Consider the following 11,935-nt stretch of genomic DNA (forward strand, 5'->3'; position numbering starts at 1 on the left):
TCCGTCACGGCGCAAGCGCCGCGCCACCTCCCCGTTCGCTGCGCGAACAGGGAGGAGACTTATTGTTCGAACCTGATTTCCACGCTCTTCGCCGACCGCTCGGCCTCGCCGTGGAACACCGCCTCGATATTGTTGCCGTCCGGATCCAGCAGGAAGGCGGCGTAATAGCCGGGGTGATACGGCCGCTCTCCGGGCGCGCCATTGTCCGTGCCGCCCGCCGCGCATCCGACCTTGTGGAAGGCGTCCACCATCGCCCGGTCCTGCGCCTGGAAGGCGAGGTGATGCCGTCCGGTCAGCTTGCCCGCCGCCGCCTCGCTATCGGCGGTGGAGATGAACAGCTCATCGACCCAGAAATAGTTGTCGCCCTCCCCGCCCAGCGGCAGGCCGAGGACCTCGAACACAGCGTCATAGAACCGGCGCGTCGCGTCCAGATCCCTCACCACCAGCTGGATGTGGTCGATCAGACGACCCCGGTGCAGCGACTGCGTTTCCATCATGGGCTCCCGCTTTTCCGGGACGAAAAACGACAGAGATCCGGGCCCAGTTCCCGCACGTCCCGACTTGCTCAGCCGCGCTGGCTTCACCATATCGTTTTGCCCGCCGCCCCTGTGCTTCGGGACGGATGAGACTGATGAGACTCTTGAGACTGTTTTTCGCCGGCCCGGTTCCGGGTTTCAGACGTTTCAGATCGTAGAACACCTTTATCCCGGAGCCCTGATGTCTGCCGAACCCCGCCACAGCCGCAGAGGCCTGCTCGTCCCCTTCGTGATCGTCGGGGTGCTGCTGGCCGCCTGGACCGGCTGGTGGTTCTATCTGACGCAGCAGATCGAGGCCCGGCTGGACGCCCAGGTGGCGGCCATGAGGCAGGACGGCTGGCGCATCACCTACGCCTCGCGCACCACCACAGGCTGGCCCTTCCGGGCGCGCGTTTCCATTCCCCACGCCGACATCGCCGCGCCCTCCGGTCACGGGATCGCCGCGCCGGAACTGGTCGCCGAGGCCAACGCCTACAACCCGGACCGCTGGGTGGTCGTCGCCCCCGACGGCCTGACCCTGACCCGCGCCGACAAGGGCAAGGTGGGCATCAACGGCGACGGGCTGCGCCTCAGCGTCAGCCATCTGCGCGAACGTTTCCCCGACCTGCGGGTCGAGCTGATCCGCCCGACCTTCACCGCCCATCAGGACGCCGAACCCTTCCCCATCGCCTCGGCCGAACGCATCCTGCTCAACGTCCGCCCGCACCTGACCGACGGGCGCGCCGTGACCGACGAGATGGACGTGGCCTTCAGCCTGATCGACGCCCGCGGCCGTCCCGGCGGTCCGGTCGAGGGCGCCACGCAGCAGGGCCGTCTGACCGCCCGGATCGAGGGCACGGTCGTCAACGCCAGCAAGCTCAGCGGCATGGACAGCGCCGGCGTCTTCGCCGCCTGGACCGCCTCGGGCGGCCGCTTCACCGCCATCAAGGGCGAACTTGAGGCCGGCGACAGCCGCGCCCGCATCGACAGCGCCGGCCTGTCCGCCGACGCCGACGGTCGGCTGCAGGGCGAGGTCGCCCTGACCGCCGAGAAACCCGGCGCCGCGATCGCCGGTCTGGCCCGCTCACAGTCCGGGGCCGTCAACCGTCTTGGGGCCGCCGGGGCCGCGGCGGCCACGGCCGTCTCGGGCGACCGGGGCGTCGATCTGGTCATCCGCTTCCGCGACGGCCGCACCTGGCTGGGGCCCTTCGCCCTCGCCCCCGCGCCGAAGCTGTTCTGATGCTGATCGAGCCCGACGAGGACGCCGAACGGCTGGCTCTCGACCGGGCCGTGGCGAACGCCGTCCGCGCCCGTCTGGCCGCCGGCCCGCGCCCGCGGCCCGACGCCGACGCCATCGCCCTGCGTCAGACGCTGGCGGGCGAGCCTCCGGCCGGGTCCGCCGTGCTCCGGGCCGTGCTGGGCCGCATCGACGCTGTGTCGGGCGCGCCGCTGGTGGTCTGGGGTTCGGCCAGCCAGACCCTGGCCGCTGATCGCTACGGCCTGACCGCCCGCACCGCCGCCGACCCGGATCAGGCCCTCGCCGTCGTCCGCGACGGGGCCCGCGCCCTGCTGGACCTGACGCCGTCATCGGCGTGGTGGGGCCGGCTGCTGGCCGAGCCCGCCCTGCGCGTCGTCGGCGCCCTCCCCGATGACCGCCACGGCGTCCCGCGCGCCCTCATGGTCCAGAAGGCCGAACCCGGCCCGACCGGCGACGACCGCACCTTCTGGATCACCGACAGCGCCGCCCCCGCGGCCACAATCGTCGAGGCCCTCGCCGCCGCCGGCCTGGCCGCCAGCCCCCTGATCGCGGCGGGCGGCTTGAAGCTGTTCATGCTCGCGGGCTATGTGCAGGCCGAGGACGGGCGGCTTTCATCCGCGCCCGGCGGCCTCAGCGGCGTCATCGGCGCCGCCCCCCAATTCTAGCCGGACTTCTGAAAGCGCCCATGACCGACGCACCCGCCTCCAAACCCGGCATCCTCGACATCGCCCCCTATGTCGGCGGCAAGTCGCGCATCGAGGGCGTCGCCACGCCCATGAAGCTGTCGTCGAACGAGAACGCCCTGGGCGCGGGCGAAAAGGCCCGCGAGGCCTACCGGTTGGCGGTCGACAACATCCACATGTACCCCGACGGCCGCGCGACGAAGCTGCGCGACGCGGTCGCCGACCACCATGGCCTCGAGCCCGATCGCCTGATTTTCGGCAACGGCTCGGACGAGGTCTTCGCCCTGCTGAACCAGACCTATCTGACGCCGGGCGACAACATCGTCACCGGCCAGTACGGCTTCCTCGCCTACCGCATCAGTGCCCTCGCCAACCAGGCGTCGGTCAAGCTGGCCCCCGAGCCGGGCTTCAAGGCCGAGGTCGACGCCCTGTTGGCGCAGGTCGATGAGCGGACGAAGATCGTCTACATCTCCAGCCCCTCCAACCCGACCGGCAGCTACAACACCGCCGAGGAAACACGCCGCCTGCACGCGTCGCTTCCGCCGCACGTCCTGCTGGTCATCGACGAGGCCTATGCCGAGTTCGTCGCCGAGCCCGACTGGGAAACCAGCTTCCCCCTCGCCCGCGACGCCGACAACATCGTCGTCACCCGCACCTTCTCCAAGATCCACGGCCTCGGCGGCCTGCGCATCGGCTTCGGCTACGCCCCGCTGAAGGTGGCCGAGGCGGTCGATCGCATCCGCCTGCCCTTCAACGTCTCGGTTCCCGGCCTTGAAGCCGCCCTCGCCGCGCTCGGAGACGAGGCGCACCAGAAGGCCTCGCGCGAACTGGTCGAGGCCTGGCGCCCGCGCCTGACCCAGGCCATCAAGGGCTTCGGCTTCGACGTCTTCCCGTCCGCCGGCAATTTCGTTCTGGTCCGCTTCCCGGACGAGGCCCGCAACGCCGCCGCCGCCAACGACTATCTGAACTCGAAGGGCATCATCGTCCGCCCCGTCGGCGGCTACGGCCTGCCCGACTGCCTGCGGATCACCGTCGGCACCGAGGACCAGAACCGGGCTGTCATCGATGCGCTCAGCGAGTTCGCGGCGCGCTGACTACTGCCGCCTGAACACCCGGCTGGCCGCCCAGCCGGTGAAGGCCGCCAGCAGGACGCATAGCAGTCCGTAGGTCCACGGGTGGCGATGGGCGAACTCGAAGACGTCGCGCTCGAAGCCGACCTTTTCGACCGTCAGGGTCAGATTGCTGACCGACACCGGCTCCCCCTCCTGGAACAGCCAGACCTCGGCGAAATAGCGGCCCGTCGGGGCCACGGCGGGCAGTTTGACCTCGGCCCGGAACAGGCCCCGGTCCACGAACTCCACGCCGTCCGGGTCGGTGTTGTACAGGGCCGCCGCCTCGCGCAGCCGGATCACCGCGCGGCGGAAGTCCAGATAGTCCTCGCCCAGCCGGCTGACGACCACGTCGCGCACGCCGTAGCGGGTGACCGTGCGGCTCTCCTGCGGCGCATTGATCCGCAGGTGATCGACGCCCACGCCCAGCCGCCGCAACTGGCCGAAGTCCGCGATGTCGGACAGCGGCCGCGTGGAGGCGGTCATGTAGAAGCCCGGCGCGCCCTCGAACAGCACCGGCCGGCTGTTCAGCCAGACGCCGGTGTTGCGCGTCTTCTTGACCAGACGCACGGGCCCGTCCGGCCCGCGCACCACCACCACCACGTCGGCGGGCTGGTCGCCCGGATTGAAGACCGCACCGTACAGGACGATCGAGGCGCCGCGGAAGCTGGAGTCGACCATCACCCGGGCGTCGGTCAGGGCGGCGGCGACTCGCACCTGATCCGTCGTGCCGACCGAGCGTTCCGGCGCGGGCGCGACGATGGCGGGCGGCGGCGGCGGCAGCGCGGCGATCACTGGGCCACCCCCGGCGCAAAGGCGAACAGATCCGACGGCCGGACGAACAGCTCCAGCCCCATATAGATGCCGACCCCCAGAACGATCAGGCCAAGCAGCAGCCGCAGCTCCTCGGCGCGGAACCGACCCGACAGTTTTGCTCCGTACTGGGCCCCGACCACGCCCCCCAGAAGCAACAGGGTCGACAGGACGATGTCGACGGTCTGATTGCGGCCGGCCTGAAGGATGGTGGTCATGGCGGTGACGATGATGATCTGGAACAGGCTGGTGCCCACCACCACCCCGGCCCGCATTCGCAGCACATACAGCATCACCGGAACCAGGATGAAGCCGCCGCCCACCCCCATGATGGCCGACAGAATCCCGACGAAGCCGCCCAGCGCAAACGGCGGAATGGCGCTGATGTAGAGGCCCGAGCGCGGGAAGCGCATCTTCAGGGGCAGGCCGTACAGCCACAGCGGCCGTCGGCGCTCCCTGTGCGGAGCAACCTCGCCGCGCACCCGGCGCATGATCTGGCCGAGGCTCTCGTAGAGCATCATGGAGCCGACCGAGCCGAGCAACAGCAGATAGGACAGGGCCACGACCAGATCCGCCTGACCCAGCAGGCGCAGGTATCGGAACAGCTCGACGCCGAGAAGCGCGCCCAGCACCCCGCCGGCGGCCATCAGACATCCGATCTTGTAGTCCACCGCCTTCTGGCTGGTGTAGCTGATCACGCCCGAGGTCGAGGAGGCGACGACGTGACTGGCCTGGCTGGCCACCGAGACGGCCGGCGGGATGCCGAGGAAGATCAGGACGGGGGCCATCAGGAAGCCGCCGCCGATGCCGAACAGGCCGGACACGAATCCGACCACCGCCCCCAGCAGGACCAGGAGCGGCCAGTTCACCGAAACCTCGGCGATTGGCAGATAGATATCCAAAGGACGCGCCTTCGGCTGGAACTGAAGTCAGGCGCCGGGAAGGCGACGATGGAAGTCTGGTTGTCCTAGACCCACCCGATGGCCCCTGCCACCCGATGCGCCTGAAAAGCTTGCCGTCCCGTATCAGGCGAGCGGTTCGACCTGGAATTGCTCGGCCTCGGCGCGGACCTGATTGCGGGTCGCCGCGGCGATCGTCTTGTCCAGCCGCTCGACCGCCGCCTGCGCGTCGCCGTCGCCGGCGCGCGCTGCGATCAGGTACCACTTGTAGGCCTGGGCCGCGTCGGGCTGGATAGCGTCGTCGCCGGTCTCGTACAGCTTGGCGACGTTGAACTGGCTGTCGACCAGACCGCGCTCCGCCGCCTTCCTGAGCCAGGCCAGGGCCTCGCCCTGATCCTTGGCGCCGCCGACGCCCTCGAACAGATACATGCCGTAGGCGTGCATGCCCTTCGCGTCGCCGCCGTCCGCCGCACGGCGGGCCCAGACGCGGGCTTCGGGCAGGTTCACCGGCACGCCCTTGGCGCCGTCCTGATACAGGCTGGCGAGATGCAGTTGCGCCGGGGTGTAGCCGGTCCCGGCGGCGCGCTTCAGCGTATCGACGCCGCTTGCGGCGTCTGCGTCGAGAAGCTCGATCGCCTGCTGGTACAGGTCCGCGCCGCGCTCCAGATCGCCCTGGGTCGGCGCGGTCGGCAGGACAGCCAGCGCCGCAATGGGCTGAACTTCGGGGGCCGGCGTCAGGCCGGGGATGTTCATGCCCGAGCCGGTGAGCTGGCCGGTCGCGTATGCGCCGCCGCCCGTCAGCAGGACGGCGATGGCCGAGGCGCCCAGCGCCTTGCGCACCGTGCTGCCGCCGCGCGAGGCCTGTTTGTCGAGGCGCTCCTGCAGCTTGGACTTGCCGCCCTTCTTGAGGCCGAAACCGGTCCGGGCCGGCGCTTCGGCCGGCTCGGGCGATGCCATGGCCGCGCGCGCCGCGTCGATGGCCTGACGGGTCGAGGAGGCGCGTCCCTGGGCCGCGGCGGCGCGCAGGGCGCGGGGGTCGACGAAGTCGGTCTCGCCGTCGAAGTCATCGGGTCCTGCGTCGAAGGCGCCCGGGGCCGTGGCCTCCAGCGCATCCGACACATCGGCCCCGCCGAAGCCGTGGCCGAAGGCGGCGGGTTGAGGCTCGGGCTGCGGCGCCGGGGCGACCGGCGCGGGCTCCACGGCCGCGCTGAAGACGGGCTCGGCCGGCATGTCGGTCGCCGGCGGCGCAGGACGACTGCCGAACGGGGTGGTGTCCGCAGGCGTCTCCGGCTCGGTGCGAGGCCCGCGCATGACGGCGTCGAAGATCGAGTCGGCGCTCAGCACCTCTTCGCGGGGCGCGGCGGGCTCAGGCTCGGGCGGCGCGAGATCCGCCGACCAGGCCTGCTGCTCGGCGTAGACCGGATCGTCGAAGGCGGTCTCGCCGAATCCGGCGTCCGGGAAGGCTGCATCGGGGAAGGCGGCGGCGCGCCAGTCGGGTTCAACCGGGGCCGGACGCGCCGGCTCTGCGCGACGTTCGATATTGCCGCGGGCCTCGGCGATCAGCGCGGCCGTCCGTTCCTCGGACAGGCGCATGCGCTCGGCCAGCTCGCCCGACGCACGGTCGTAGCCCTGTTCGATCTTGCTGGAGCTGTCGGCCAGCCGGCGGCCGATGTCTTCCAGCGCCTGCTGGGAACGGCGCTCCGACTGGGCGATCCGCTCGCTCAGGCGGTCGGAGATGCGGGTGATCTCCCCGCCCAGCTTCTCCAGCGCCAGGGCGTGGCGGTCGTCGGCGGCGGTCAGCCGCTGTTCCAGTCCCTGGGCCAGCCGACCCATGTCGCTCTCGACCTTGCGGGTGATCGCATCCAGCTGAAGCGGTGCGCTCTCGATCGACTGGACCCGGCCGTTCAGGTTCTGGGCGATGCGCAGGACCTCGCGGCCCATGGCCTCGACAGCCTTGGCCGAGCGCTCCTCGGACGACTTGACCTGTTCGCCGATGGACAGGACGGCGCGCTCGATGCGGTCCATCCGGCCTTCGGTCTCGGCGGTGTCGAGCCGCCGCATCATCTCGGCGCGGTTGCCCTCGACCTGACGGCTCAGGGTTTCAGCCAGCTTTTCAAAACGGGCGGCCTCGCGGGCGCCTTCGGGCTCGACCCGGCTCTCGGCGGCGCGCAGGCGCTGGTCCAGACCGGCGAATGAGCGCTCCAGCCCGCGCAGGGCCTCGGTCGTGCGCGTCTGGGCCTGATCGAGCCGCTGTCCGACCTGCGACAGCAACTCGGAGCCGACGCCGGGACCCGCGGCCTTTTCGACCGCGTCCATGCGCTGGCGCAGTTCGTTCGCGCCCGTGCGCTGGCGCTCCTCGATGTCGTACAGGCGGCCGGCGAGCGCGCCCAAGGTCGTCTCGACCTTGCCGAAGGTCTCTGCCGTCTGGGGTCCGACCTCCTGCTCGAAGCGGCGCAGGCGGCGATGGCCCTCTCGCAGCTCCTCGGCGATATCGTCGATGCGGCGAACGTGAGCCTTGTCGCTCTGATCCTGATTGTCGAGACGACGAACGAGGCCGGAGACGGCCTGGTCAACGCCCTGAATGGCGATGGTCGAGCGGCGCTCGGCGGCTTCCAGCCGGGCGGCGATGGCGTCGATCGAGGCGCCGAGGCGTCCCAGCTGATCGTCGGAGCCGCCATAGGCGTCGTCCATCCGGCGACTGCGGCCGCGGCGCTCATAGCTGTCGGCGGCGTGCGGCCGGCGCGACAGCGGAACGACGCCCTCGTCGTCGTCGCCGTCTTCCATAATGATCGTGTTCAGCCACTCACCCAGCGTCATGCCGGAGCGACGGGCGAGGTCCTTGGCGATCTCGCGCGCCTTGGGCTCGATGCCCTTTACGCTCCACGGCGCTGCTGCGCTCACTGATTCGCTCCCACCTACTTGGCGAACGCTAGACGCCAAGATCATGCGTGTAAACGCGTGGTTAACCCCAAGATGTGGTGGCTCGCCAATCTTCCTGTGGAAAGCGCCGACACCGGACGGATTCTCGCGCCGCGGAGGTTAACGACCGGTGAAGATTAACCTGTTGGAAAGGTCTCGGGGCTTGCGCAAGACCCCTGTTCGCGCCACCTCGCGCCGATGGACATGACCATGACCCTGGCCCTCACCGGCGCCGCCATCGCCCTGGCGATCTTCGCCGGCTGGCGGGGCGCCCGGCCGTGGGATCCGAGGCGCGGCGTCCGGATGATGCCCTGGCGTCTGATCATGCTGCTCGCCGGGGCCGGCGTGTTCATCCTCGTCGTCCACCTCGGGACCCTGCTCGGCGTGCCGCAAAGGCCGTACTGACGGAACCCCGCACCCCGCCCGGCCATTCCTGATCGAACCCACCGATCAAGGAGACTCCCCATGGGCGACAAGACCCTGACCGCCGCCGAGGCCGAGAAGGAATTCTGGGACCACCTCAAGAAGTCCAACACCGGCATGCTGGGCCTCGACCAGCCCGGCTACCACGCCCAGCCGATGACCGCCTTCCGCGAGGAAGAGACCGGGACGATCTGGTTCTTCACCCGCGATGACACCGATCTGGCGAAGGACGCTGCGGTCGGCAGCGGCCAGAGCGCCATGTTCCACTACGGCTCGAAGGACCAGAACGTCTGGGCCTGCATCCACGGCCAGCTTTCGGTGCACGGGCAGGACCGCGAGATCATCGACCGCTACTGGAACCCGATCCTCGCCGCCTGGTACCCCGGGGGCAAGGACGACCCCCACCTGACCATCCTCCAGTTCGACGCCGATGATGGCCGCATCTGGGTCAACGAGGGCGGCTTCTTCAAATTCTTCTACGAGGTCGCCAAGGCCAATGTGACGAAGACGTTGCCGGACGCGGGCGGCGTCGTGGACGTCAATCTGAACTGAGCGCTCCAGCAACGCGGAAAGGCTTCGACAGGCGAGGCCTTTCCGCTAACGATGCGGGCTGGGAGTTAACGGGGGCAGACTTGGCCAGCATACTGACCCCCTTGGCGGCCGCGTTGTCACTTGGCGTTACGGGTGCGTCAGGCGTGGCCGGACAGGACGCCGCCCGGCAAGGTCTGGCTTGGGGCGAGACCCCGCAGGCGGTTCAGGCGGCGATGCCGAATCTTCGCGAGGTCCGAAATGGCGATCGACTGGATGCGGGTCGCGTGCGCCTTCGCGGGGAACAGGCCTTCGCAGGCCTGACCGTCGAAACCAGGTATTATTTCAACGATGACGGCCTGAGCATGATCGCCCTCGAGGGGCCCCGTCGGAAATGCCGCGAGATGATCGCCGCGATCGACAGCCGATACGGCCCTACCCTGCGGATCGCCGACGAAATGATCTTGCTGAACGCCATCTGGCACAGTGAGGAAGACGGCGCGCGGATCAGGCTGATGACATCGCCTGCAGCTGGCATTTGCACACTGCATTACGAGCCGCTGCATCTCTACCGCGAGCATGACCTGGCCAGCCCCGGGCTACTTCGCCGCGATCCGAGACGGGATCCGCCGTTCGGCTAGGCGGAACTGAAGCGTCGACCGGCGACGACGGACTACCCGCGGAAACACCAGGCCAGCACGGCCTTCTGGGCGTGGATGCGGTTTTCGGCCTCGTCCCAGACCAGCGACTTCGGCCCGTCGATGACGGCGTCCGTCACCTCCTCGCCCCTGTGGGCGGGGAGGCAGTGGAGGAAGACCGCGTCACTGCTGGCGCCGGCCATGAGGCTGTCGTCGACGCCGTAGCCCTCGAAGGCTTCGAGGCGGGCCTCATAGTCACCGTCGCCCATCGACACCCAGGTGTCGGTCACGACGACGTCGGCGCCGGCGACCGCCTCGCGCGGATCGCTGGTCAGGGTGACGTGATTGCCGCCCTTGGCCAGATCGTGGAGATCGGGGTGGTAGTCCGCCGGGCAGGCAACGTTGAAGTGGAAGCCCAGCTTCGGCGCCGCATGCATGAAGCTGTGGCAGACGTTGTTGCCGTCGCCGACCCAGGCGATCGTCTTGCCGGCGATCGGGCCGCGATGCTCCTCGATCGTCATCAGATCGGCGAGGATCTGGCAGGGGTGCGAGCGGTCGGTCAGGCCGTTGATCACCGGCACGGTCGCGACGCGGGCGAAGCGCTCGACGTCCTCATGGCTATTGGCTCGGATCATTCGCCGCGGCCCAGCTGCATGTCGCCGGCGTTGGCGATGATCGAGGCCCCGCCCAGCTGGCGGATGGCGGCGTCGAAGCTGAAGCGGGTGCGGGTCGAATTCTTCTCGAACACCATGGCCAGGACGCGGTCCCTGGCCGGAGCGTCGGCGTCGACGCGGCCCTTGGGCCAGCCCTTGCGCGCCTGTTTGCGGGCGTGGGCGTCGTCGAGAATGGCGCGCAGCTCTTCGGCTTCGAGCCTGTAGATGTCGAGGAAGTGCCGGACCATGTTCAGGCCGCCATCTTCGAGCGGGCGAACTCGCATGTGCGCTCGAACCGTTCAACCGCCTCGCGGGCCTCTTCGAGAGTCAGGTTCAGCGGCGGCAGGATGCGGCAGCAGTTGTCGCCCCCGCCGGCCACCAGCAGATGCTGCTCGTCGCGCGCCCAGCCCATGAATTCGCGGTTGTTGGGGACCAGTTTGACGCCCAGCAGCAGGCCCTTGCCGCGCACGTCCACGATCACGTCGGGGAACCGCTGCGCCAGACCGTGCAGCTGCTGCTTCAGATAGCCGGCGATCTCGTTGACGTGGGCCAGGGTCTCGGCCTTCGAAATCTCGCCGAACGCCGCCTGACCGACAGCCATGGCCAGCGGATTGCCGCCGAAGGTCGAGCCGTGGACGCCGACGGTCATCCCCTTGGCCGCGTCCGCCGTGGCGAGGCAGGCGCCGATGGGGAAACCGCCGCCGAGCGCCTTGGCGATCGCCATGATGTCGGGGGTCATGCCGGCCCATTCGTGGGCCCACAGCTTGCCGGTCCGGCCCATGCCGCACTGGACCTCGTCGAAGATGATCAGGACGCCGTTCTCGTCGGCCATCTGGCGCATCCAGCGCAGGTCCTCGTCCGGCGTTGCCCGGCAGCCGCCCTCGCCCTGCACGGGCTCGAGGATGATGGCGCAGGTGGTCGGGTTGCGGAACGCGGCCTCCAGAGCCTCCTTGTCGCCCCAGACCAGCTGATGGAAGCCTTCCATCTTCGGACCGAAGCCCTCGGTGTAACTGGGGTTGGCGGCGGCGTTGATCGCGCCATAGGTCCGGCCGTGGAACGAGCCGTCGAAGCCGTAGATGTCGATCCGTTCGGGATGGCCGTTGGCGACGTGGTGGCGACGCGCCGTCTTCAGCGCGCATTCGACCGCTTCCGTGCCCGAGTTGGTGAAGAAGACGACGTCGGCGAACGACTTCTCGCACAGGGCGTCGGCCAGGGCTTCCTGCCCCGGAATCTTGAAGATGTTCGAGACGTGCCAGAGCTTTTCGGCCTGGTCCTTGACCGCCTGCACCAGCACCGGATTGGCGTGGCCCAGGGCGTTGGTCGAGATGCCCATGACGCAGTCGAGATATTCGGTCCCGTCCTTGCCCCAAAGACGCGCGCCCTGTCCGCGATCCACCTCCAGCGGCGCGCGGTTGTAGACACCCATCAGATGTTCAGTGGACACGGGGCAGACCTCCAAAAGCGAGACGGCCCCGGCGCCGGAGAGCGTCGGGACCG

Annotated in this window: 11 protein-coding genes and 1 pseudogene; 6 read left to right on the top strand and 6 right to left on the bottom strand. The window is 69.4% G+C overall.

Going from position 1 to position 11,935, the window contains the following annotated elements:
* Positions 1–59: 59 nt before the first annotated feature.
* Positions 60–494: a VOC family protein gene (locus ASD25_RS07290; RefSeq protein ID WP_056617051.1), complete on the bottom strand. Its 435-nt coding sequence runs from the start codon at positions 492–494 to the stop codon at positions 60–62.
* A 223-nt stretch (positions 495–717) separates the two neighbouring features.
* Between ASD25_RS07290 and ASD25_RS07295 the strand changes: the two genes are divergently transcribed.
* From ASD25_RS07295 to hisC, 3 genes are read left to right on the top strand one after another with little or no spacing between them, the layout of a single operon-like run.
* Positions 718–1,755 carry a DUF2125 domain-containing protein gene (locus tag ASD25_RS07295; protein ID WP_056615686.1) on the top strand — a complete coding sequence of 346 codons (1,038 nt, stop codon included), beginning with the start codon at positions 718–720 and terminating at the stop codon, positions 1,753–1,755.
* Positions 1,755–2,438 carry a hypothetical protein gene (locus ASD25_RS07300; protein WP_056615689.1) on the top strand — a complete coding sequence of 228 codons (684 nt, stop codon included), beginning with the start codon at positions 1,755–1,757 and terminating at the stop codon, positions 2,436–2,438. Before ASD25_RS07295 ends, ASD25_RS07300 begins: the two co-directional genes overlap by 1 nt.
* Positions 2,439–2,458: 20 nt before the next feature.
* Complete coding sequence (gene hisC / locus ASD25_RS07305; RefSeq protein ID WP_056615691.1) at positions 2,459–3,550, top strand: histidinol-phosphate transaminase; 1,092 nt, start codon at positions 2,459–2,461, stop codon at positions 3,548–3,550.
* Here hisC and ASD25_RS07310 read toward each other — a convergent pair whose 3' ends face one another.
* From ASD25_RS07310 to ASD25_RS07320, 3 genes are all read right to left on the bottom strand, one after another.
* A complete protein-coding gene (locus ASD25_RS07310) occupies positions 3,551–4,360 on the bottom strand; it encodes a TIGR02186 family protein (protein WP_156389211.1) in 810 nt (269 codons plus the stop codon). It abuts the gene before it with no gap.
* On the bottom strand, positions 4,357–5,280 hold the full coding sequence (locus ASD25_RS07315; protein ID WP_056615693.1) for a sulfite exporter TauE/SafE family protein: 924 nt from the start codon (positions 5,278–5,280) through the stop codon (positions 4,357–4,359). The genes ASD25_RS07310 and ASD25_RS07315 overlap by 4 nt, the downstream gene beginning before the upstream one ends.
* A gap of 123 nt (positions 5,281–5,403) precedes the next feature.
* Positions 5,404–8,178, bottom strand: coding sequence for a hypothetical protein (locus ASD25_RS07320; RefSeq protein ID WP_235562644.1), 2,775 nt, complete (start codon positions 8,176–8,178; stop codon positions 5,404–5,406).
* Positions 8,179–8,406: 228 nt separating this feature from the next.
* On the opposite strand from ASD25_RS07320, the gene ASD25_RS07325 reads away from it, so the two are divergent.
* The 3 genes from ASD25_RS07325 (at position 8,407) to ASD25_RS07335 (ending at position 9,788) form a co-directional block, all read left to right on the top strand.
* Complete coding sequence (locus ASD25_RS07325) at positions 8,407–8,601, top strand: hypothetical protein (RefSeq protein WP_235562645.1); 195 nt, start codon at positions 8,407–8,409, stop codon at positions 8,599–8,601.
* A gap of 60 nt (positions 8,602–8,661) precedes the next feature.
* On the top strand, positions 8,662–9,171 hold the full coding sequence (locus ASD25_RS07330) for a pyridoxamine 5'-phosphate oxidase family protein (protein WP_056615702.1): 510 nt from the start codon (positions 8,662–8,664) through the stop codon (positions 9,169–9,171).
* Positions 9,172–9,272: 101 nt separating this feature from the next.
* Entirely contained in the window at positions 9,273–9,788 is a 516-nt protein-coding gene (locus tag ASD25_RS07335; RefSeq protein ID WP_156389212.1) for a hypothetical protein, read from the top strand.
* A 32-nt stretch (positions 9,789–9,820) separates the two neighbouring features.
* Here the strand turns inward: ASD25_RS07335 and argF are convergent.
* Together argF and ASD25_RS07345 are read right to left on the bottom strand one after the other, a co-directional pair.
* Positions 9,821–10,686: pseudogene (gene argF, locus ASD25_RS07340) on the bottom strand (ornithine carbamoyltransferase).
* Between the two features lie 2 nt (positions 10,687–10,688).
* Positions 10,689–11,882: an aspartate aminotransferase family protein gene (locus tag ASD25_RS07345; protein WP_255356145.1), complete on the bottom strand. Its 1,194-nt coding sequence runs from the start codon at positions 11,880–11,882 to the stop codon at positions 10,689–10,691.
* Positions 11,883–11,935 lie beyond the last annotated feature (53 nt).

This window comes from Brevundimonas sp. Root1423 (assembly GCF_001426805.1).

Excerpts from the sequence above, each read along its gene's own strand:
- ASD25_RS07295 (WP_056615686.1), top strand. The coding sequence starts at position 718 with ATGTCTGCCGAACCCCGCCACAGCCGCAGAGGCCTGCTCGTCCCCTTC.
- hisC (WP_056615691.1), top strand. The coding sequence starts at position 2,459 with ATGACCGACGCACCCGCCTCCAAACCCGGCATCCTCGACATCGCCCCC.
- ASD25_RS07330 (WP_056615702.1), top strand. The coding sequence starts at position 8,662 with ATGGGCGACAAGACCCTGACCGCCGCCGAGGCCGAGAAGGAATTCTGG.
- ASD25_RS07290 (WP_056617051.1), bottom strand. The coding sequence starts at position 494 with ATGGAAACGCAGTCGCTGCACCGGGGTCGTCTGATCGACCACATCCAG.
- ASD25_RS07325 (WP_235562645.1), top strand. The coding sequence starts at position 8,407 with ATGACCCTGGCCCTCACCGGCGCCGCCATCGCCCTGGCGATCTTCGCC.
- ASD25_RS07300 (WP_056615689.1), top strand. The coding sequence starts at position 1,755 with ATGCTGATCGAGCCCGACGAGGACGCCGAACGGCTGGCTCTCGACCGG.